General features: G+C 70.7%; 19 protein-coding genes. 9 read left to right on the forward strand and 10 right to left on the reverse strand.

Annotated features, from left to right (window positions below):
- Window positions 1-39: 39 nt before the first annotated feature.
- Both LX12_RS16875 and LX12_RS16880 read right to left on the reverse strand, forming a co-directional pair.
- Window positions 40-603, reverse strand: coding sequence for a TetR/AcrR family transcriptional regulator (locus LX12_RS16875; RefSeq protein ID WP_253655740.1), 564 nt, complete (start codon window positions 601-603; stop codon window positions 40-42).
- A 39-nt stretch (window positions 604-642) separates the two neighbouring features.
- The gene (locus LX12_RS16880) at window positions 643-1,620 is read right to left on the reverse strand and encodes an alpha/beta hydrolase (RefSeq protein WP_253655741.1); all 978 of its coding nucleotides are present in this window, start codon (window positions 1,618-1,620) and stop codon (window positions 643-645) included.
- Window positions 1,621-1,914: 294 nt separating this feature from the next.
- On the opposite strand from LX12_RS16880, the gene LX12_RS16885 reads away from it, so the two are divergent.
- Window positions 1,915-5,904, forward strand: coding sequence for a Pls/PosA family non-ribosomal peptide synthetase (locus tag LX12_RS16885; RefSeq protein WP_253655742.1), 3,990 nt, complete (start codon window positions 1,915-1,917; stop codon window positions 5,902-5,904).
- 93 nt (window positions 5,905-5,997) lie between these two features.
- On the opposite strand, the gene LX12_RS16890 is transcribed toward LX12_RS16885, so the two are convergent.
- Window positions 5,998-6,414: a DoxX family protein gene (locus tag LX12_RS16890; RefSeq protein WP_253655743.1), complete on the reverse strand. Its 417-nt coding sequence runs from the start codon at window positions 6,412-6,414 to the stop codon at window positions 5,998-6,000.
- Window positions 6,415-6,632: 218 nt separating this feature from the next.
- Between LX12_RS16890 and LX12_RS16895 the strand changes: the two genes are divergently transcribed.
- Window positions 6,633-8,000, forward strand: a complete 1,368-nt coding sequence (locus LX12_RS16895; protein ID WP_253655744.1) for a M1 family metallopeptidase — start codon at window positions 6,633-6,635, stop codon at window positions 7,998-8,000.
- Between the two features lie 209 nt (window positions 8,001-8,209).
- Here LX12_RS16895 and LX12_RS16900 read toward each other — a convergent pair whose 3' ends face one another.
- The 3 genes from LX12_RS16900 to rfbA are packed head-to-tail and all read right to left on the reverse strand — an operon-like array spanning window position 8,210 to window position 10,240.
- Window positions 8,210-8,704 (reverse strand): DUF5709 domain-containing protein, encoded by a 495-nt coding sequence (locus tag LX12_RS16900; protein ID WP_253655745.1) that lies wholly within the window; start codon window positions 8,702-8,704, stop codon window positions 8,210-8,212.
- Between the two features lie 42 nt (window positions 8,705-8,746).
- Window positions 8,747-9,367, reverse strand: coding sequence for a dTDP-4-dehydrorhamnose 3,5-epimerase family protein (locus tag LX12_RS16905; protein ID WP_253655746.1), 621 nt, complete (start codon window positions 9,365-9,367; stop codon window positions 8,747-8,749).
- Window positions 9,368-9,370: 3 nt separating this feature from the next.
- Window positions 9,371-10,240 carry a glucose-1-phosphate thymidylyltransferase RfbA gene (gene rfbA / locus LX12_RS16910; RefSeq protein ID WP_253655747.1) on the reverse strand — a complete coding sequence of 290 codons (870 nt, stop codon included), beginning with the start codon at window positions 10,238-10,240 and terminating at the stop codon, window positions 9,371-9,373.
- Between the two features lie 99 nt (window positions 10,241-10,339).
- Here rfbA and rfbB point away from each other — a divergent pair, with 99 nt between their 5' ends.
- Window positions 10,340-11,344: a dTDP-glucose 4,6-dehydratase gene (gene rfbB / locus LX12_RS16915; protein ID WP_253655748.1), complete on the forward strand. Its 1,005-nt coding sequence runs from the start codon at window positions 10,340-10,342 to the stop codon at window positions 11,342-11,344.
- Here the strand turns inward: rfbB and LX12_RS16920 are convergent.
- On the reverse strand, window positions 11,334-11,957 hold the full coding sequence (locus tag LX12_RS16920) for a TetR/AcrR family transcriptional regulator (protein WP_253655749.1): 624 nt from the start codon (window positions 11,955-11,957) through the stop codon (window positions 11,334-11,336). The genes rfbB and LX12_RS16920 overlap by 11 nt on opposite strands.
- A gap of 90 nt (window positions 11,958-12,047) precedes the next feature.
- Between LX12_RS16920 and LX12_RS16925 the strand changes: the two genes are divergently transcribed.
- The 4 genes from LX12_RS16925 to LX12_RS16940 all read left to right on the forward strand — a co-directional run bounded on the left by LX12_RS16925 (window position 12,048) and on the right by LX12_RS16940 (window position 17,026).
- Complete coding sequence (locus LX12_RS16925) at window positions 12,048-13,595, forward strand: MFS transporter (RefSeq protein WP_253655750.1); 1,548 nt, start codon at window positions 12,048-12,050, stop codon at window positions 13,593-13,595.
- 70 nt (window positions 13,596-13,665) lie between these two features.
- The gene (locus LX12_RS16930; RefSeq protein ID WP_253655751.1) at window positions 13,666-15,513 is read left to right on the forward strand and encodes a hypothetical protein; all 1,848 of its coding nucleotides are present in this window, start codon (window positions 13,666-13,668) and stop codon (window positions 15,511-15,513) included.
- On the forward strand, window positions 15,510-15,710 hold the full coding sequence (locus tag LX12_RS16935; protein ID WP_253655752.1) for a hypothetical protein: 201 nt from the start codon (window positions 15,510-15,512) through the stop codon (window positions 15,708-15,710). Before LX12_RS16930 ends, LX12_RS16935 begins: the two co-directional genes overlap by 4 nt.
- A complete protein-coding gene (locus tag LX12_RS16940) occupies window positions 15,707-17,026 on the forward strand; it encodes a hypothetical protein (RefSeq protein ID WP_253655753.1) in 1,320 nt (439 codons plus the stop codon). Before LX12_RS16935 ends, LX12_RS16940 begins: the two co-directional genes overlap by 4 nt.
- Window positions 17,027-17,033: 7 nt before the next feature.
- Here the strand turns inward: LX12_RS16940 and LX12_RS16945 are convergent, their stop codons facing one another.
- Both LX12_RS16945 and LX12_RS16950 read right to left on the reverse strand, forming a co-directional pair.
- A complete protein-coding gene (locus tag LX12_RS16945; RefSeq protein WP_253655754.1) occupies window positions 17,034-17,633 on the reverse strand; it encodes an NAD(P)/FAD-dependent oxidoreductase in 600 nt (199 codons plus the stop codon).
- Window positions 17,627-18,295 (reverse strand): NAD(P)/FAD-dependent oxidoreductase, encoded by a 669-nt coding sequence (locus LX12_RS16950; RefSeq protein ID WP_253655755.1) that lies wholly within the window; start codon window positions 18,293-18,295, stop codon window positions 17,627-17,629. Before LX12_RS16950 ends, LX12_RS16945 begins: the two co-directional genes overlap by 7 nt.
- Before the next feature lie 135 nt (window positions 18,296-18,430).
- On the opposite strand from LX12_RS16950, the gene LX12_RS16955 reads away from it, so the two are divergent.
- Together LX12_RS16955 and LX12_RS16960 are read left to right on the forward strand one after the other, a co-directional pair.
- Window positions 18,431-19,318 (forward strand): LysR family transcriptional regulator, encoded by an 888-nt coding sequence (locus LX12_RS16955; RefSeq protein ID WP_253655756.1) that lies wholly within the window; start codon window positions 18,431-18,433, stop codon window positions 19,316-19,318.
- Window positions 19,315-19,893, forward strand: coding sequence for a GNAT family N-acetyltransferase (locus LX12_RS16960; RefSeq protein WP_253655757.1), 579 nt, complete (start codon window positions 19,315-19,317; stop codon window positions 19,891-19,893). Before LX12_RS16955 ends, LX12_RS16960 begins: the two co-directional genes overlap by 4 nt.
- On the opposite strand, the gene LX12_RS16965 is transcribed toward LX12_RS16960, so the two are convergent.
- The gene (locus tag LX12_RS16965; RefSeq protein WP_253655758.1) at window positions 19,833-20,975 is read right to left on the reverse strand and encodes a CaiB/BaiF CoA transferase family protein; all 1,143 of its coding nucleotides are present in this window, start codon (window positions 20,973-20,975) and stop codon (window positions 19,833-19,835) included. The two genes, LX12_RS16960 and LX12_RS16965, sit on opposite strands and share 61 nt — an antisense overlap.
- Window positions 20,976-21,019: the final 44 nt, after the last annotated feature.

The following is a 21,019-nucleotide window of genomic DNA, read 5'->3' on the forward strand; positions in this document are numbered from 1 at the left end:
TGTGTCACGCGAGAAACTAGACAGTGGTGGCCACGAGTGTCAATTTCGTTGAGACGTGCCCCAGAGGGACATCGCCGGCCCTATCCACCGCATCAGGAACGCCGCGAGGTCGTCGTCGGCCCGGTCCGGGCTCTCGAAGAAGACCGCGAAGAGCCCCGCCGCGAGAGCGATGTCGACGATGTCGTCCCATCGGTCCGACAACTCCGGATGACGGAGAGCCATGGGCGCCAACATCTCTCGCGCGACCGGGCGGGCGCGGTCGACCATTCCCGCGTCCAGGAGCGGGTTCTGACCGGACGACCCCTGCAGAACAGCGAGGACCGGATGCGCATGGACGACGGCCCGCCCCCGGACGATGACGGCGACCAGTTCACCGGCAGGGCCGGGGTGTGTCGGGTGCACATCGCGCATCTCGTCGAACACGGTGCGCACCAGGTCGGCGACGGCGTCGGAGATGAGCTGCTCTCGGGTGCCGAAGATGGAGTAGACGGTCTGCCGTGACACGTCGGCCGCACCCGCGACCGCGACGATCGACGCGGCGTCGAACCCGCCCGACCCGATCAGTTCGAGGGTGGCGTCGATGATCTTCTGCCGCGACCGCACCCCAGCATGATCCCATCGGCGGTGTCGACCGGGGGCGTGTCAGCCCGCGTGGCCCCGCGCCGCGTCGAACTCGGCGGCCTTCGCCGAGCGCATCGCCTCCTCGATGAAGCCGCCGGCGATGGCGATCGCCTCCAACGACTCGGGGTGCCGCCCGTTCAGGACGGGGAACGCGTGGACCTGCCACCGGAACCGATGACACACGGCGATGCCGCCCGCGGCCTCGATCCGCTCCACCAGTTCGATGATGTCGGCCTCGAGCATCTCGTCGGCCGCGCTGATGATGAGGGTCGGCGCCAGGTGCTCGGTGGGGAGGTCGAGGATGCGACGTGTGCCGCGCAGCGCGATCGGTCCTCGGTCGAACAGCTTCGCCAGCACCGCCATCTTCGACTTCGGGAGGTAGGCGTCGCTGCGGCTGCTGCGGTCGGGGTTCGACGCGAGGTCGAGGTCGAGCAGCGGCGAGAAGCCGACGAACGCATCCGGCGCCGGCAGCCCGTCGGCGACGGCGAGTTCGGACACCTTGGGGGCCAGGAACCCGCCGGCGGAGTCACCGGCGACGACCACGTGGCGGTAGCCGCGCTCCAGGATCAGTTCGCGATAGGCCATGTAGGCGTCGTTGACCGACGTGCCGACCCCCGCCTCCGGCAGCTGCCGATACGCGAGCGAGAAGACCGGGAGCGACGTCGTCCGCGACAGGCGGGACGCGACCGATCGGTGCGTCGCCAACCCGCAGACGATGAACGCGCCACCGTGCAGGTACAGGATCGCGGTGTCGCTGTCCCGCCGACTCGGTCCGGACGGGACGATGTACTCGGCCGGACGGCCGGCGAGCTCGATCTCCTCCCCCACCACGCCCTTCGGCTTGGGTGCGAGCGCCAGGGGCGCGTCCGCGAGGTACAGGAACCGCATCGTCTGCGTGGTGAGCGGGAAGTACTTCAGCAGGGGCCGGATGAACAGACGCGTGCCGAACCACAGGGCGTACGAACCGCGGCTCGGGTTGTCATGGGTGATCACCGGCATGGAGTCCTCCTCCGGTGTCTCGCGGTCACCCGCGGACGCAGAGGAGTCGCGTCGGGCGCCGTCTTCTCGGCGATGCCCGCGCTCGACGGCGCCGACACCCTCGCCGGCAGTGCCTGTCGAGCTCGAGACCCCTGCCGGTACTCACCTCGCAGTGTGCCCCGATGTGGTCGCCGCTACACACGTTTTGTGACGAGTCAGGGTGTCGCGTCCCCTGGTTGTGCACATCACCTGAGGCGGGCCGGGTGGCCCGGACCCGCGGACCGGCGCGCCCTCGTCGGCGCGTCCGGCGACCTGATGGGAAACTTCTCGACGGCGCGTACCCGCCCGAGCGCCTCGGGCCGAGCAGCGGAAAGGACCCCGGTGGACGTCACCGCCACACCGTCGCGACACCCGGCACCGTCGGAGCCCGGTCCTCCCGCACCACCGCAGTTCCTGGCCTCGGCGTCGGCACCGGCGCCGCGGACACTGATCGACGTCCTGCGCGAGACGGCGCAGGCGCATCCGCAGGCCGCCGCGGTCGACGACGGTGAGGCCGTCCTGAGCTACGCCGAACTCCTCGAGGCGGTCGAGGAGGGCGCGTCGTGGATGGCGGCGCAGGGCATCACCCGCGGCGACCGCATCGGCATCCGCATGCCGTCGGGGTCGCGGTCGCTGTACCTGTCGATCCTGTCGACGCTCGCCGCGGGCGCCGCCTACGTGCCCGTCGACGTCGACGACCCCGACGAGCGCGCCGATCTGGTGTTCGGCGAGGCCGGTGTCGCGGCCGTCGTCGACGCGAACGGCCTGCACCGGTCACAGTCGGTGCGCGACCGCGTGGTCCCGGCGGACGTCGCCACCTCCGACCTGGCGCCCACCCCCGCCGACGACGCCTGGGTCATCTTCACCTCGGGATCGACCGGGACACCGAAAGGTGTTGCGGTCACCCATCGCAACGCGGCCGCCTTCGTCGACGCCGAGGCACGGATGTTCCTCCGCGACGACCCCATCGGCCCCGGCGACCGTGTGCTCGCCGGCCTGTCGGTGGCGTTCGACGCGTCGTGCGAGGAGATGTGGTTGGCCTGGCGCCACGGCGCGTGTCTCGTGCCCGCACCGCGCTCGCTGGTCCGCAGCGGCATGGACCTCGGACCGTGGCTCGTCGCCCGCGACATCACCGTCGTCTCCACCGTCCCGACGCTGGCAGCGCTGTGGCCGGCCGAGGCCCTCGAGGCCGTGCGGCTGCTCATCTTCGGCGGCGAGGCGTGCCCACCCGAGCTCGGTGAGCGCCTGGCCGTGCCCGGCCGCGAGGTGTGGAACACCTACGGCCCCACCGAGGCGACGGTCGTCGCGTGCGCGGCGCCGTTGACCGGGCGGGGACCGGTGCGCATCGGGCTGCCCCTCGACGGGTGGGACCTCGCCGTGGTCGATCCCTCCGGCCGGCCCGTCGCCGAGGGCGAGACCGGGGAGCTGGTCATAGGTGGTGTCGGTCTCGCGCGCTACCTCGACCCGGCCAAGGACGCCGAGAAGTACTCGCCCATGCCGACGCTGGGGTGGGATCGCGCGTACCGCAGCGGCGACCTCGTCCGACTGGAGCCCGAGGGGCTGGTGTTCGCCGGGCGTGCCGACGACCAGGTCAAGGTGGGTGGTCGCCGGATCGAACTCGGCGAGATCGACAACGCGCTGCAGCACCTGCCGGGTGTCGGCGGCGCGGCCGCCGCGGTCCGGAAGACCGCCGCCGGGAACTCGCTCCTCGTGGGTTACCTGGTCTCCACCGACCCCGACTTCGACGTAGACGCCGCGCACGATCTACTCGTCGAGCAGCTCCCCGCGGCCATGGTCCCCCGACTCGCCCTTGTCGACGAGTTGCCCACCCGCACGTCGGGCAAGGTCGACCGGGCGGCACTTCCCTGGCCCCTCCCGGGACCGGCCGGCGGCGACGGCGACGACGACCTCACCGCGACCGAGCGGTGGGTCGCCGACCGCTGGACCGCTGTGCTGGGTGTGACGATCGCCGCCGCCGACGTCGACTTCTTCGCCGAGGGTGGCGGCTCGCTGGCCGCGGCCCAGCTCGTCACCGCGCTGCGGGAGCGCTACCCGGAGGTCACCGTCGCCGACCTCTACGACCACCCCCGTCTCGGGGCGCTCGCCGAGATGCTCGACGACACGAGCCCGCAGACGAGCGCGGTCGAGGCCCGCGACGTCACCCCGACGCCGAGGCGAGCGGGGATCGCGCAGATCCTGCTGTCGGTGCCGCTGACCACCCTCACCGGTCTGCAGTGGGCGACGTGGCTGGGCGTCGCGAACAACGTGGCCGCCCAGCTCACCGACGTCCCGTGGCTGATCTCGGTGAACTGGTGGGTGCTGCTGGTCGCGTTCGTCGTGTTCATCACGCCGGTCGGCCGGATGGCCATCGCGGTGGCGGGGTGTCGCCTGCTGCTCGCCGGCGTGCGGCCCGGTCGGCATCCGCGCGGCGGCGGGGTGCACCTGCGCCTGTGGGTGGCCGAGCGGCTCACCGAGGCCAGCGGCGCCGCCAACCTCGCCGGTGCCCCCTGGATGATCTACTTCGCCCGCGCGCTCGGCGCGGAGATCGGCCACGGCGTCGACCTGCACACCCTCCCGCCGGTCACCGGGATGCTCACGCTCGGCGACGGCTCGTCCGTCGAACCCGAGGTCGACCTCGCGGGCTGGTGGATCGACGGGGACGTCGTGCACATCGGGGACATCGAGATCGGCGAACGCGCCACCGTCGGTGCGCGGTCGACACTGCTGCCCGGCGCGCGCGTCGGCCGCGACGCCGTCGTCGACCCCGGGTCCGCCGTGATCGGCAAGGTGAAGGCGCGCCAGCGGTGGGCGGGGTCGCCCGCGGTCAAGATCGGCAAGGCGACCACGCACTGGCCCACCGAGCGGCCACCGCGTCGGAGCTGGTGGGTCCCCGTGTACGGCCTGTCGTCGGTGGTCCTGGCCGGGGTGCCGCTGGTGGCGTTGGCCGCCGGGCTGGGGGTCATCGCGAGCTGGGCGATCCACGCCGACCGGCTCCGCGACGTCGCCCTGCGTGCACTGATCCTGCTGCCGGCGGCCACCGTCGTCAGCCTCCTGGTGTTCGCGGCGATCACCGCACTCGGTGTGCGGGCGCTGTCGATCGGTCTGCGGCAGGGGTACCACCCGGTGCGGTCGCGGATCGGGTGGCAGGTCTGGGCCACCGAACGCCTCATGGACTCCGCGCGCACCTACCTGTTCCCGCTCTATGCGAGCCTGCTCACGCCGGTCTGGTTCCGACTGCTCGGCGCCGACATCGGCAAGGGCACCGAGATCAGCACGGCACTGGTCATCCCGAAGTTCACCTCGGTCGGCGACGGCGCGTTCCTCGCCGACGACACGATGGTCGCCTCCTACGAGCTCGGCGGCGGCTGGGTGCACATCGACGAGGCGCGGATCGGCAAGCGCGCCTTCCTCGGCAACTCCGGGATGACCGGCCCGGGGCGCAAGGTCCCGAAGAACAGCCTCGTCGCGGTGCTGTCGGCGACGCCCGACAAGGCGAAGTCCGGGACGAGTTGGCTCGGCAGCCCGCCCGTGCGGCTGCGCCGCGCCGTCGCCGACACCGACAGCTCGCGCACCTTCGACCCGCCGCGGCGACTGAAGGTGGCGCGCGCCGCCGTCGAGACCCTGCGCCTGATCCCCGTGATGATCAGCTTCGGGCTCGGACTCTTCGTCCTGATCGGCCTGCAGTACATCGCGTCGCAGTCGGCGTTCTGGGTGGCCGGTCTCGTCAGCGGACTGGTGCTGCTGGTCGCCGGCGCCTCGGCCTGCTGCATCGCCGCGGCCGCCAAATGGGCGGTCGTCGGGCGCATCTCGGCGGGTGAACACCCGCTGTGGAGTTCGTTCGTGTGGCGCAACGAGCTGTCGGACGCGTTCGTCGAGACCGTCGCGGCCCCGTGGTTCGCCAACGCCGCGACCGGCACGCCGATCCTGAACCTGTGGCTGCGCATGCTCGGCGCGACGATCGGTCGGGGCGTCTGGTGCGAGACCTACTGGCTGCCCGAGGCCGACCTCGTGACGCTCGGCGACGGCGCCACCGTCCAGCGCGGCTGCGTCGTGCAGACACACCTCTTCCACGACCGCGTGATGGCGATGGACTCCGTCACCGTGGCGGCCGGGGCGACGCTCGGCCCGCACTGCGTCGCACTCCCGGCCTCGGGGCTCGGCGAGTCGGCCACCGTGGGTCCGGCGTCGTTGGTGATGCGCGGTGACGTCGTGCCGGCGCACACCCGATGGCAGGGCAATCCCATCGCGCCCTGGTCGGGGCGGTGACGCGGCGGCACAGACGAGATCTGCCCCGAGAAGCGACCCCGCGGCTCATCGCCGTCGGGAGTGCCTCACGGGGCAGATCTCAGCGGGTGCGGTCTAGGTGCGCGCGCGGCGGCGGTTGAGCAGGTATCCGTCGACACCGGTCCGGCCGGTGTTCACCAGGCCGACCGCGACGAGGGCGGCGATGAGGGCGAGCGGGAACTCGTAGCCACCGTCGCTGTTCCAGAAGCCCTTGTCGGCGTGGACGGTGATGATCGCGCCGGCCATGTCGACGATGAGCAGGATCGAGACGAGCGGGACCAGCACGCCGACGATGAGCAGGATGCCGCCGACGAACTCGACCCACGTGGCGTAGTGCGCGCTGAACTCGGGGAACGGCACGTCCATGGCCCGGAATCCCTTCTCGGTGGCCGAGATCCCGTTGGTGTGCAGCTTCTGCCACCCGTGCATGATGAAGATGATCCCGAGGATCACGCGGGCGACCAGTGACGTGAGACTCCGTGACGAATCCATGGGGCGGGTGTCCTCTCGGGGTGGTGTGCCGGTGTCCGGTTGGTCGGACTCGACCCGCCGGGGACGCTACCGTGCGGTCGCGACGAAGGGAAGCCTAACCGGTCCGCGGTCCGTTTACGCGCCAGGGCCGACGCCGACGACCCCGCCCGTCCCGCGAGCCTCACTACCGCCGGGTAACGTCGTGCACCACAGCAGCGCGGCCGGCGAGCGGAGGATCGGTGCCGGGCAAGTCCCACAAGCATGGTTCGGCCACGACCGGCGGGCCCCTTCTCGGTGACCCCACCGACGGCATCGACCCCTACCTGCCCGGCAACGGCAACCTCGGTTACCGCGTCAGCCGCTACGAGCTGGACCTCGAGTACAAGGTCGCCAGCAACCGACTGTCCGGCACGGCGACGCTGACCGCGACGGCCATCGCGCACGTCGGCCGGTTCACGGTCGACCTGGCGAGCCACCTGTCGGTGTCGAAGGTGAGCGTCAACGGGTCCCGCCCGTCGCGGTACACGCACCGGTCGGGGAAGCTGTCGATCACCCCGGCGCACGCACTGCCGCCGGGTGCGGCCATGACCGTCGAGATCAAGTACGGCGGGTCGCCCCGGCCCATCCGCGGGCCGTGGGGCGAGGTCGGCTTCGAGGAACTGACCGAGGGTGCGCTCTGTGCGAACCAGCCCAACGGCGCAGCGTCGTGGTTCCCCTGCGACGACCACCCGGCGTCGAAGGCGTCGTACCAGATCGCGATCACCACCGAGTCGCCGTACACGGCCGTCGCGAACGGCACGCTCGTCCGCAAGCGCACCAAGGCCGCGATGACGACCTGGGTGTACGAGCAGGTGGAGCCGATGGCCACCTACCTCGCGACCGTCTCGATCGGGCCATACGAGAAGAAGTCGTTGGCGCGCAAGCCCGTACCGATCTGCGCGGTGCTCCCGTCGCGACTCACCGACACGTTCGCGCACGACTTCGGTCGCCAGCGCGAGATGATGACCGCGTTCTGCGACATGTTCGGGCCCTACCCCTTCCCCGAGTACACCGTCGTGGTCACCGACGACAACCTCGAGATCCCGATCGAGGCGCAGGGGATGTCGACGTTCGGCGCCAACCACTGCGACGGTCGCCGCGGGTCGGAGCGACTGGTCGCCCACGAACTCGCCCACCAGTGGTTCGGCAACTCCCTGACCCTCACCCGCTGGCGCGACATCTGGCTGCACGAGGGGTTCGCCTGCTACAGCGAGTGGTTGTGGGCTGAACGGGCCGGCGACGACACCGCCGACGCGCTGGCGAGGTCACACCACAAGCGGCTCGCGTCGCAGCGCCAGGACCTGCTGCTGTCCGATCCCGGCGCCGAGAAGATGTTCGACGACCGCGTCTACAAGCGTGGCGCACTGACGCTGCACGCGCTGCGGCTGACCATCGGCGACGACGCGTTCTTCGACCTGCTGCGCGACTGGACGCACGAGTACCGGTACAGCTCGGTCACCACCGACGACTTCGTCGGGGTGGCGGCCCGCCACACGGACCTGTCGCTGACGGAGTTGTGGGACGCCTGGCTGCACTCGACGCCGCTGCCGGATCTTCCCGACGCCTGACGGGTCACCGGCCGCCGAGCGTGCCACAACCGGTCGCCCAGCGTGCGGTAGATCCCGTCGGCCGTGCAGAAAAGACACGCCGAGCGTGCAGTCGTTCCGCTACGGCGGATCGAGTGCACACTCGGCGGTGATTTTCTGCCCGCTCGGCGGAATCTACTGCACGCTCGGCGCGCGATGTCGGCACGGTCGGCGGGGTCACCCCCGCGAGGTCAGGACAGCTGGTCGGACGGGAGGGTGTGCACCGCAGCCTCTTCCGCAGATGCCGCACCTGCGTCGATCCCGGCGTCGGAGGCGACCTCCTGGTGCGTGGTGTGGTCCACCCCGCCGTCGGGTCCGACGAGTCGGCCCGAGCGGTCGTCGCCGGTCTCCGGGTCGTACTCCTCGATCTCGTCGATGTCCTCGGTGATGTCGTCGTCGTTCTCCGGCACCCGCGGCGTCGTGTCCTCGTGGAACGCGACCTCGGTGGCGGGATCCGGCTCCTCCTCGGCGAGGTGCTGGTCCAGCGACTCGCCCTCGCGCTGCTCCTCGGCGGTCAACCCGTACCGCGTCGCCGGGCTCGGCTTCTCCGGCGGGGAGATCCCCTCGTCGAGGATGTCGTCGACACCCCGGTCGTCGAGGGTGTCCTCGGGTTGCAGCTGGTCGTCGGGGTCGTAGTTGTAGTCCCCGTCGGATCCCTCGGAGATGCTCTCGACGTCGTCCTTCATGTCGTCCACCCTGCCACGCACGACGCGGGCCGGGCCAGCAGCTCAGTCGACCGCGATGCTTCGCAAGAATTCCGTGACCGACTCGGCGGTCGGTAACGATCCGGACTCGCGCGCCTGCGACAGCGTCGGGGCCGCGGTGTCCTTCTCCGACAGGCGGAACTCGAGGGCCGACCCGTCGCGGGCCGTCGTGGGCCAGGTGATCCCGACCTCGGGGTCGAGCGGGTGGATCCCGTGTTCGCCGCTCGGGTTGTAGCCGGTGGAGCAGAGGTAGGTCACGGTGCTGTCGTCCTCGAGGGCGCAGAACGCGTGCCCCAACCCCTCGGAGAGGAAGATCGCCCGCCGGTCGGTGTCGTCGAGGAGAACCGAGTCCCATTGCCCGAACGTCGGCGATCCGACGCGGATGTCCACGACGACGTCGAGCACGGCCCCGCGTGGGCACACGACGTACTTCGCCTGACCCGGAGGCACATCGGCGAAGTGCACACCCCGCAGCGTCCCCGCCGCGGACACCGACAGGTTGACCTGGGCGAGGTCGAGTCGTCGCCCGGTCGCCTGCTGCAGTGCGTCGGCCTTGAAGGCCTCGAGGAAGACACCGCGCGGATCACCGAACTGGCGCGGGGTGACCTCCCAGGCACCGTCGATCGACAGCGGGCGGATCTCCACGCCTCACCGCCCCCGCTCGAGCAGGCCGAGGAGGTAGTCGCCGTAGCCGGACTTCCGCAGTGTCTCCGCACGCTGCCGCAGGGAGTCGTCGTCGATGAACCCGCGCCGCCAGGCGATCTCCTCCGGCACGGCGATCTTCAACCCCTGCCGTTGCTCGACGGTCCGCACGAACGCACCGGCGTCCTGCAGGTCGGCGAACGTGCCCGTGTCGAGCCAGGCGGTGCCGCGTGGCAGCACGTGCACCGACAACCGGCCCTGCGCGAGATACGTCGCGTTGACGTCGGTGATCTCGAGTTCCCCACGGGCGCTGGGCTTCAGGTCACGCGCGATCCCGACGACGTCGTTGTCGTAGAAGTAGAGGCCGGGCACCGCGTAGTTCGACCGCGGGTTCGTCGGCTTCTCCTGCAGCGCAACGGCCTTGCCCTCGTCGTCGAAGTCGACGACACCGTACGCGGACGGGTTCGCGACCCAGTAGGCGAAGATCGCACCGCCGTCGACCGAGCCGAACCGCATCAGCTGGTTGCCCAGACCCGGCCCGTAGAAGATGTTGTCGCCCAACACCAGAGCCACGGAGTCGTTCCCGATGTGGTCGGCGCCGAGGACGAACGCCTGCGCCAGACCGTCCGGTGACGGCTGCACCGTGTAGGTGATGTCGACGCCGAACTGACTGCCGTCACCGAGGAGGGCCTGGAACGACGCCGCGTCCGTCGGGGTGGTGATCACCAGGATGTCGCGGATGCCGGCGAGCAGCAGCGTCGAGAGCGGGTAGTAGATCATCGGCTTGTCGTAGACCGGGACCAGCTGCTTGCTCACGCCCAGCGTGATCGGATGCAGCCGAGACCCCGTGCCACCCGCCAGGATGATTCCCCGCATGACGATCACCCTAGATCAGCGGACAGATGTCCGCGTGTCGTGTGCCCGGAGGACGTCGCGGCCGCGCGAGGACGCCCCCTGCGCCGGTACTGTCGCCGCATGCGTGTGCTCGTCACCGGCGGAGCCGGGTTCATCGGCGCGAACTTCGTGCTGCGATCGGTGGATCAGCGTCCCGACGTCCGGATCACGGTGCTGGACAAGATGACCTACGCGGCCAACCCCGACACGCTCGCCTCCGTCGCCGACCGCGTGCGCGTGATCACCGGCGACGTGGCCGACGCCGACCTCGTCGACGGTCTCGTCGCCGACGCCGACCTGGTCGTCCACTTCGCCGCCGAGTCCCACAACGACAACTCGCTGTCCGACCCGTCGGCGTTCGTGCAGACCAACCTCGTCGGCACGTACACGCTCCTCGAGGCGGTGCGGCGGCACGGCACGCGGTATCACCACATCAGCACCGACGAGGTGTACGGCGACCTCGAGCTCGACGACCCCGCGCGGTTCACCGAGTCGACGCCCTACAACCCGTCGAGTCCGTACAGCTCGACGAAGGCCGGCAGCGACCTCCTGGTGCGCGCCTGGGTCCGGTCGTTCGGCGTCGCGGCGACATTGTCGAACTGCTCCAACAACTACGGGCCGTACCAGCACGTCGAGAAGTTCATCCCGCGGCAGGTCACGAACGTCCTGAGCGGTGCACGGCCGAAGCTGTACGGCGCCGGCACCAACGTCCGCGACTGGATCCACGTCGACGACCACAACGACGCCGTCTGGACGATCGTCGAGCGCGGCGAGATCGGCCAGACCTACCTCATCGGGGCCGACGGGGAGACCGACAACAAGACCGTCGTCGAGAAGATCCTCACGATCCTCGGACATCCCGCCGACGCCTACGACCACGTCACCGACCGGCCCGGCCACGACATGCGCTACGCGATCGACTCGACACGTCTGCGCACCGAACTGGGCTGGAGTCCCCGCTACACCGACTTCGACGCCGGCCTGCGCGCGACGATCGAGTGGTACCGCGACAACGAGGACTGGTGGCGTCCGGTCAAGGACGGGGTCGAACGGAAGTACGCGGTCACCGAACGCGTCACCGGCTGACCGCGCCGGCACCGAGCAGTCGCAGCACGCCGTCGATCACCTCCGGCATCGGCGGGGTGCCGGTCGAGTGGCCGAAGAGCGTCGGCTGCGCCGACCTCAAGAACGTCGCGCTCACCATCAGGAAGGCCGCGGCGTGGGTGTCGACGTCGGACCCGACGACACCGCTCTCGCGCAGGCCGTCGAAGTACTGCGTCATCGCCGCGACCCCGCGGTGGGGGCCGAAGTCGTTGGCGGTGACCACCGCACCCACCTCGTCCCGGACCGCGGCGTCGCCGTGCGCCGCGATCAGCACCTCCAGCGCGTCGTCCAGGAACGCGCGCATCGCGACGGCGTACTCCTCGAGCACCACCCGCACGTCGTCGAGTCCGCGGGCCGCGGCCGGGTCCAGGTCGTTCTTGAACGCGAACAACGGACGCAACGCCTCGGAGAAGACAGCGGCCAGCAGGCCTCGTCGATCGGTGAAGTGGTAGAAGATCGACCCCTCCGACACGCCTGCGCGGGACGCGACCTCGCGGGTGGTCAGCCGCGCCACACCCCGCTCACGGAGGACGTCGAGCGCGGCGGCGACCACCTCGTCACGCCCTATCGCAGGAGGTCTGCCGCGCCGCGCCATGGGGCCACGATACCGACCGGAAGTCAATTCTTGAGTATCCACTCAGAATGTGCGATGTTTCCTGAGCACGTACTCAGACCTGGAGGCTCCATGGCCCGGAAGTGGCTCACCCTGACCGCCGTGTGCACAGGGGTGTTCATGCTCCTGCTCGACGTCACGATCGTGAACGTGGCGCTCCCCGACATCCAGTCCGACCTCGACTCGAACCTGTCGGACCTGCAGTGGGTCGTCGACGCCTACGCGCTGTCGCTGGCGGCCCTGCTGCTCACGTCGGGGACCATCGCCGACATCGTCGGCCGACGTCTCGTGTTCGCGACCGGGATCGTGGTGTTCACCGTCGGGTCGCTCGCCTGCGGTCTGGCCCCGAACATCCTGACGCTCATCGTGGCCCGGCTCGCCCAGGGCGTCGGCGGCGCGATCATGTTCGCCACCGCCCTGGCCCTGCTCGCGCAGGCGTTCCCGCCCCGCGAACGCGGCACCGCGTTCGGCGTCTTCGGCGCGGTCACCGGTGTCTCGGTGGCCGTGGGTCCGGTACTCGGCGGCGTGCTCACCACCGGCCTGTCCTGGCACTGGATCTTCTTCGTCAACATCCCCGTCGGCGTGGTCGCTCTCGTCATCACCCTCGTCGGCGTGGACGAGTCGAAGGCGCCCGGCACACATGGCATCGACTGGCTCGGATGTGTGACCTTCAGCGCCGCACTGGCTTTCCTGGTCTTCGGACTGATCCGCAGCCACGCCGACGGCTGGGGCTCGCTCCAGGTCGCCGGATCCCTCGCCGCCGCCGCGGTGCTGCTGGTCGTGTTCGCCGTGGTGGAGCGGATGGTCACCGAACCGATGGTCGACGCCTCCCTGTTCCGGGTGCCGACCTTCACCGGCGGACTCATCGCGGCGTGGGGCATCTCGGCGGCCATGTTCTCCCTGCTGACGTACATCGTCATCTACCTGCAGGGGACGATGGGCTACTCCGCGCTGCAGGCGGGGCTCTACTTCCTGCCGTTCTCCGGCCTGGTGTTCGTCTCGGCGGCGGTCGCCGGTCGACTCTCCGACAAGGTCCCCGCCCGGTGGCTCATCACTCCAGGCTTCCTGCTGGTGGCCGTCGGCCTCCTCCTCATGCGGGGCACGGACCCGACGGGCGGCTGGACGCAGTTCATCCCCGGGTTCGTCGTCGCCGGCATCGGCACGGGACTGATCAACGTGCCGCTCGCGTCGACCGCGGTCGGCGTCGTCGAGCAGGCGCGCGCCGGCATGGCGTCGGGGATGAACTCGACGTTCCGGCAGATCGGCATCGCGACCGGGGTCGCGCTTCTCGGCAGCCTGCTCGCCTCACGGATCAGTTCCGACGTCCAGCAGAACCTCGCCGGGACACCGCTGGCCGCGCGGGGACGGGACATCGGCGACGCGGTCGCGAACGGTGCCGCCGGACAGGTGATCGCGGCGGTGCCCCCGCCGTTGCGCGAGCTCGTCGCCGACCGCGCCGGTCGCGGATACGCCGACGCCCTCGACCTCATCCTGCTCGTCGCGACGTGCATAGCGGTGGCGGCGGCGCTGTGTTCGGCGCTGCTCATCCGGTCGAAGGACTTCCATGCGGCCCGCGTCGAGGCGGACAGCGACGCGGGGCTCGCCACCGCCGACTCCTGAGACCGGCCCGCACCGGGCGATCTCCGCGAAACGCCTCCTTCGGGCGCCGTGACCGGGCAATACTGAGACCATGACAACGTCGGTTGGTGTGGTTTTGGCGGCACCGGGGTCCGAAGGCGGCGGCGCGGCGCTCGATCAGGTCTTCGGTATGAGCGCGGCCGCCGCCGTCGTCTCGTTGGCCCTGCTGTGGATCGGCTGGCGCCACCGCACCCGCAGGATCACGTGGCTCTCCCGGCTCGGCGCCTGGGCCGGACGGATCGTCAACCGTCCCGGGTGGGCGGCGCTGCCCGTCGGCATGTTCATCTCGACGATCGTCTGCGCCCTGTTCGGTTTCCTCTGGGACGTCAGCCTGCACGTCGGCAAGGGCCGCGACGCCGGGCCCCTGGCGAACCCGGCCCACTACTTCATCCTCGTGGGCCTGTTCTTCCTCTTCATCGCGGGGATGCTGTCGATCTTCCTGCCGTACGAGCGGCCCGGACGTGCGGCCATCCGCATCACCCGCCGGTGGTACGCGCCCGTCGGTGGCGTGCTGCTCGCCGGATGCGGGCTCTACGCACTCATCGGGTTCCCGCTCGACGACATCTGGCACCGCATCTTCGGTCAGGACGTCACCCTGTGGGGGCCCACGCACCTCATGCTCATCGGTGGCGCGGGCATGTCGTTGATGGCGCTGCTGCTCCTCGAGCGCGAGGGGCGATCGGCGATGGGCGACGCCGCCCCGAAGGACTCCCGCGGGGTGTGGCTGATGCGCTGCACCGCGTTCGGCGGACTCGTCATCGGTCTGTCGGTGTTCCAGATCGAGTACGACTTCGGCGTCGAGCAGTTCCGACTGGTGTTGCAGCCGATGATGATCGCGGGCGCCGCGGCGTTCGCTCTCGTCGCCGCCCGCATCACCCTCGGGCCGGGTGCCGCGCTGATCGCCGCTGTCTCGGCCGCTCTCATCCGTGGCGCCGTGGCGCTCGTCGTGGGCCCCGGGCTGGGCGCACCGATCAACTTCTTCGCCCTGTACGTCGGCCCGGCCCTGGTCGTCGAACTCATCGCGCTGACACCCCTGATCCGACGCCCGGTCCTCTTCGGCGCTGTCGCGGGGCTGGGCATCGGCACCGTCGGCCTCTGGCTGGAGTCGTTCTGGATCGACGGCGTCTACCACTACCCGTGGCCTCGCAGCATGTGGGGCGAGGCGCTCGCCATGGCCGTCCCCGTCGCCGTCGGCATGGGTGTGTGCGGCGCCCTGATGGGCATCGTCCTCACCGGGAACCGTCTGCCACGGCCGAAGCTCGCCGGCGTCGCGGTGGCGGTCACCGTCCTGATCATCGGCGGTGCCGTCGCGAACGGCCTGCGCGTCGACGTCCCCGCCGACGCCCGCGCGTCGATGACCCTGACGCCGGCGGCGTCGGTGGACGGCGAGACCCGCGCCACGGCCGTCGTCGCCATCTCCCCCACCGACCTCGTCTCCGACGACCCCGAGTGGGTGACGATCCTGTCCTGGCAGGGCGGCCTCGACAAGTCCCGCGGGCTGCTCATCGACCCGCTCGAGAAGATCGGACCCGGGCTCTACCGGTCGACGCAGTCGTTCCCGACGTCCGGCTCGTGGAAGACCCTGCTGCGCGTCCAGGACGGGACGACGATGACCGCCGTGCCGATCTACCTGCCGGCCGATCCCGGCATCGGCGCGCAGGAGGTGACGGCCGACCCCCAGATGACCCGACCGTTCGTCAAGGAGATCACGATCCTCCAGCGCGAGAGGACGTTCGACTACCCCAGCTGGCTGTACGGCGCCGCGTCCCTGGTGGTGCTGGTGTGCTCGATCATCCTCATCACGGCGCTGGCGTGGGGCGCCGCGCGGATCAACCGCGCCGACGCCGCGGGGGTCCGCGCCCGGGACACCGAGCCCGAGCCGGTCGAGCCGCGCACGTGATCCTCGCGACGCACTCGCTGCTGCTGGCACTGCCCGCGTTCGTCCCGGCCGTGTTGCTGGTGGGGGTCATCGTGACCGTCGCCGTGCGGGACCGCCGGCGTGGCGACGACGACGGCGAGGAACTGCCGCTCGAGGACTGGGGCGGTGGTCGCGACACGCTGTCCGACGCCGATCCCGACCTCGACGACCGACGATGAGCGACACCACCGTCGTAGCGCATGGGCTGGGCGCGGAGTACCTCCCTCTGCCCTACACCTACGCGTTGATCGGCGGGGCGTGGGCGCTCACCGCGTCGTTCGCGATCGTGGCGTTCGCATGGAGGACACCCAAGCTCGACCCCTCCCGGGGCGGGATCGCGCTGCCGCGGTGGGTGACCCGCGCGGTCGACAACCGCGGGGTGCGGCGGACGGTCGCACTCCTCGCCCTGGTGGTCACCGTCTGGGTGGGCGTGGCCGCGGTCGCCGGACCCGACGACGCCGAGTCGAACCCGCTGCCGGGGGTGTTCTACGTCCTGCTGTGGGTGGGCGTCGTCGTCCTGTCGGTACTCGTCGGGCCCGTGTGGCGCGTTCTCTCGCCGCTGCGGACCCTCACCGCGCGGGCCCGGCGACGAGCCCCACGCTCCTACCCCGCCGCCTGGGGCCACCGGCCCGCCGCCCTGGGGTTGTTCACGTTCGTGTGGCTGGAACTCGCATCCCCTGACCCGGACTCCGTTCTGGCCGTGCGCATCTGGCTCGCGGCGTACGTCGGGGTGCTGCTGCTCGGTTGGTGGTTCGTCGGCGATCGCTGGTTCGCCCGCGCCGACCCGTTCGAGACCTACAGCCTCGTGGCGTCACGCCTGGCTCCGTTCCGCCGGGACCCCGACACCCGCCGGGTCGTGTTGGGGAACCCGCTCGCCCACCTGACGACACTCCCGCGCCGGCCGGGGATGGTGACCGTGATGGCGGTGCTGTTGGGGTCGACGGCATTCGACAGTTTCTCGTCGTTCCCCCTGTGGCGCCGATGGATCGACGACCTCGGGGAGGGATCGGCCGGCGCGACGCTGGTGTCCACGGCCGCGCTGCTCGTCTTCATCGGCGTGGTCGCGGGGACGTTCTGGGTCGCGACCCGTGCGACCGGGGGCGTGACGCGGGCGCAGCGTGCCGAGTTGCCCGGGCGGATGGCGCACACCCTGATCCCGATCGTGGTGGGGTACATCCTCGCCCACTATCTGAACTACATCGTCGAGCGCAGTCAGGCTGTGATCGCGCAGCTCGGCGATCCGCTCGGCCGCGGGTGGAACGTGCTGTGGCTGAGTGACATCCACCCCGAGTACGTCCTGACGGAGCACCCGACGGTGTCATCGACGCTGAAACTGGTGTTCGTGGTCGGCGGCCATATCGCCGCGGTGGTCAGCGCCCACGACGCGTCTCTACGCCTGCTGCCCCGTCGACATCGTCTGACGGGGCAGCAGGCGCTGATGCTCACGATGGTGGCCTACACGTTCCTGGGGCTGTATCTCCTGTTCGGCGGTTGACCGGGCGTCAGCTCGCGGTGCGCGCGAGTTCTCGATCGTCGGATCGCTCGGCGGCGTCCATGCCGGGCCGGCGATTCGCGCCGTACGCACCGATCCACCGCCCGACGGCGTCGACGCGGTTGCCGACACCCGACAGGTAGTAGAGGTGCACCGCCAGCCACGCGCCCCACGCCGGGAGGCCCGTCAGGCCGACGTTGACCGGCGTCTGCAGCACGGCCTTGCCGCGACCGATGATCGACATGCTGCCCTTGTCGAAGTACCGGAACGAGGTGCCCGGCCCGATCTTGCGGGTGATGGTGTCCGCCGCGTGCCGGCCCTCCTGCATGGCCACCGGGCTCTGTCCGGGGTAGCCGTTCAGCGTGGTCATGTCGCCGATGGCATAGATGTCCGCGTACCCACCGACGGTCAGGTCGGGGTTGACCTCCAGACGCCCGGCGCGGTCGGTGCTGCACCCGGTCGCGTCGGCGAGGACCTGGGCGAACGGCGACGCCGCGACACCCGCGGCCCAGATCACCGTGTCCGCGGTGATGCGACGGGTCGCCGAGCCCTTCTCGATGTCGACCGTGACCACACCGTCGTCGATGTCGGTCACGAGCGACTTCAGCACCCGTCGACACCGGCCTTCTCGAGCGAGTGTCGCGCGTACCGACTCAGGCGACCGCCGTACGCGGGCAACACGTCGTCGACACCCTCGACGAGGGTGATGGTGACGTCAGCACGCTGGTGACGCTTGGCGAGCCCCGCGATCTCCCCGGCGAGTTCCACGCCGGTGGCCCCGGCTCCGACGATGACGTAGTTCGAGGCGGCGCGGTCGTCGGGTCGGGCGAAGTTGCGGACGAGCTGCTCGCGGAGCCGGACCGCGTCGTCGCGTGTCTTCAGCGCGAACGTGCGGTGCGCGTACTCGTCGCGACCGAAGTACGACTGCGAGGCGCCCGTCGCGGCGATCAGTGACGAGTAGCCGACCTGCCGCTCCCCGTCCTCGGACCGGTAGGTGACGCAATGCGCGTCCGGGTCGACGGCGGTGACGCGGCCCTCCACGACGGTGATGCGGTCGGAGAGGACGTCACTCGCCGCGGGCGAGATGGTGTCGGCGTCGAGGACACCGGTGGCGACCTGGTACAGCAGCGGTTGGAAGAGGTACTGCGCCGCGGCCGAGATGACGAGCACGGACTTGTCCGAGCGCGCGAGCCGTCGGGCGGCGGCGACACCTCCGAATCCCGATCCCACCACGATCACGTCGTACTGCGGTGTGCTCACCTGTGGGCTCATCTCGGGGCTCCTCTCGCATCCGATGAACTGTTTCGTCATCGACAACGTCCATCGTCGGCACGGTTACTCCCCACCACCAGCGCATTCTCGCGATGACATCTATCGATGTCTTCGATCAATCGCTAGTCTCGACCCGTGGAGCTCCGCCAACTCACCGCGTTCGTGACCGTGTGCGGTGACCTGAGCTTCTCGCGCGCGGCCGAGCGCCTGTACATGTCGCAGTCGGCGGTCAGCCATCAGGTCGCCCGTCTCGAACGCGATCTCGGGGTGACGTTGTTCGAGCGCTCCACCCGCTCGGTCGCCGTCACCGAGCCGGGGCGACGCCTGCTCCCGGTCGCCGAACAGATCCTGGAGCTGGCCGATCGCGCCCGGGCGGTCGTGCGGGAGCGCGCGTCGCGGATCCGCCTGGCCGCGAACATGTCGTTCGCCGAACGCGCGCTCGCGGCCATCGCCGCGGTGCGCGAGGAGAAGTCCGACGTCGAGATCGAGTTCGTCCTCAAGGACTTCACCCAACGTGTCGACGCGGTGGTGTCCGGGGACGTCGACGTCGCGCTCATCCGGGGCGAGCTGGTCGACGACCGCGTGACGGTCCACCGCCTGTGGGTGGAGGACCTCGTCGTGGCCGTCGCGCGCCGACATCCGTTGGCCGGTCGCGACAGCGTCGACCTGTCCGAGCTCGCCCAGTTCCCGCTCCTGCTCCCCCCACGACGGCAACAGATCCTGTTGCACGGCATCGTCGACGCGGCCTTCGGTGACGCGGGGTTGTCGCCGCGCCTCGGCGACCCGGTCGCGGCCGATCACACGGCCACACTCGATCTGGTGAACCGCCCCGACGCGTGGACGGTCCTCTATGACGAGCCCCACGCCCAGGCCATCGCCCGCCTGCGGGAGAGCAGCGGCCGACTCCGGGTACCGGTGTGCGCGATCGTGCGGGGCCGGCCCGGTGACCGCAGGCCCGCCCCGGAGGAACCGGTGGTGGAGGATCTGCTGGAGGCGTTGCGCCGCTACGGGAACCGACGGTGACGCTCGACTGGCCGCGGCACATCCCGACGCTGACCGACGGCGTCGTGTGGTTGCGCCCGCTGGAGCCCTCCGACGTCGACGCGGTGTACACGTGTGCGTCCGACCCTGCGTCGCAACGCTTCACGACCGTCCCGAGTCCGTACCTCCGGAGCGACGCCGTCGAGTTCGTCGACCGCGCCTCGGCGCAGGTGTGGCCGGGCTTCGAGGTGGCGATCACCGGCGACGACGACGCGCTGGTGGGCACGTGCGGTCTGCGCATCCGCGACGAGGACTCCGACGTCGTCGCGATCGGCTACATGGTGTCGCCGTCCGCGCGGGGGCGCGGGATCGCCACCCGGGCAACGCGTCTGCTGATCGACCACGCCTGGTCGCTGGGCGCCCATCGCGTCGCGCTCGACGCGTTCGCCACGAACACCGCGTCCCGGCGCGTCGCCGAACGGTGCGGGATGACGCAGGAGGGCGTGCTACGGGAGGCACACCTGGGCAACGGCGGGATCCGCCACGACGTGGTGCTCTACGGTCTGCTGCGATCCGATCCCGACGTGTCCCCCAGCGACGGCGGCGGCGTCCGGTAGGTCGCGGGCGTCCGCGACATGCCGATCGGGTTGCGGACGGTCGGCGTCGCGCCGTCGGGGAGGTCCACGGTCGGCTCGATGTCGACGGTCCTGGCGAAGGCGACCGCCTCGGCCATGTCGTTGATCGGCCCGGCCGGCACGCCCGCCGCGGTCAGGGCGTCGAACCAGTGGTCGGCACCGTGCTCGGCCAGCGCGGGCAGGAGCAGGTCGACGAGGGCCTCGTGGTGGGCGACGCGATCGCTGTTGGTGCGGAACCGGTCATCGTCGGCGAGGTCGGGGACAGCGAGCGTCTCCACGAGTCGCCGGAACTGGGTGTCGTTGCCGACCGCCAGGGCGAGCGGCCGATCGGCCGTCGGCAGCACCTCGTACGGGACGATGCTGGGATGCCGGCTGCCCATCGCCGACGGCACCACGCCGGCGGCGAGGTGGGCCGTCGTCTGGTTCGACATCGACGCCAGCGCGACGGAGAAGAGGTCGAGGTCGATGCGCTGACCCTCCCCGGTCCGGTCTCGGTGCCGCAGGGCCGCGAGGATCCCGGCCATGGCGTGCACCCCCGTCAGTACGTCGACCACGGCGACACCCACCTTGACGGGCGGGCCGTCGGGTTCCCCGGTGATGCTCATCAACCCGCTCATCGCCTGGATCAGCAGGTCGTACCCCGGGATCGCGGCACCGGCGTCCCGACCGAAACCCGTGATGGCGCAGTAGATCAGATCAGGCTTGAGTGCGACGAGGTCGTCGTAGCCGAGCCCGAGTCGCTCCATCGTCCCGGACCGGAAGTTCTCGATCACGACATCGGCCCGCGCGACGATCTCGCGGGCGGCGTCGCGTCCGGCGTCCGTCGACAGGTCGAGGGCGACGGAGGACTTGTTGCGGTTCACCGACGCGAAGTAGGTGGCCATCAGCGCACCGCGGTGGTCGTCGACGTACGGCGGACCCCACGAGCGGGTGTCGTCGCCCGTGCCCGGGCGCTCGATCTTCACCACCTCGGCGCCGAGGTCGGCCATCAGCATCGTCGCGTACGGGCCGGCCAGCACCCGACTGAAGTCGGCCACCACGATCCTGTCGAGCGCACCCGCCATCGGCCTCTCCTGCCTCCCGAGCCCGACGCGACGTCGCCGAGGTG

Origin of the sequence: Williamsia serinedens (assembly GCF_024171725.1) — a bacterium.
Taxonomy (GTDB): Bacteria; Actinomycetota; Actinomycetes; order Mycobacteriales; family Mycobacteriaceae; genus Williamsia_A; species Williamsia_A serinedens.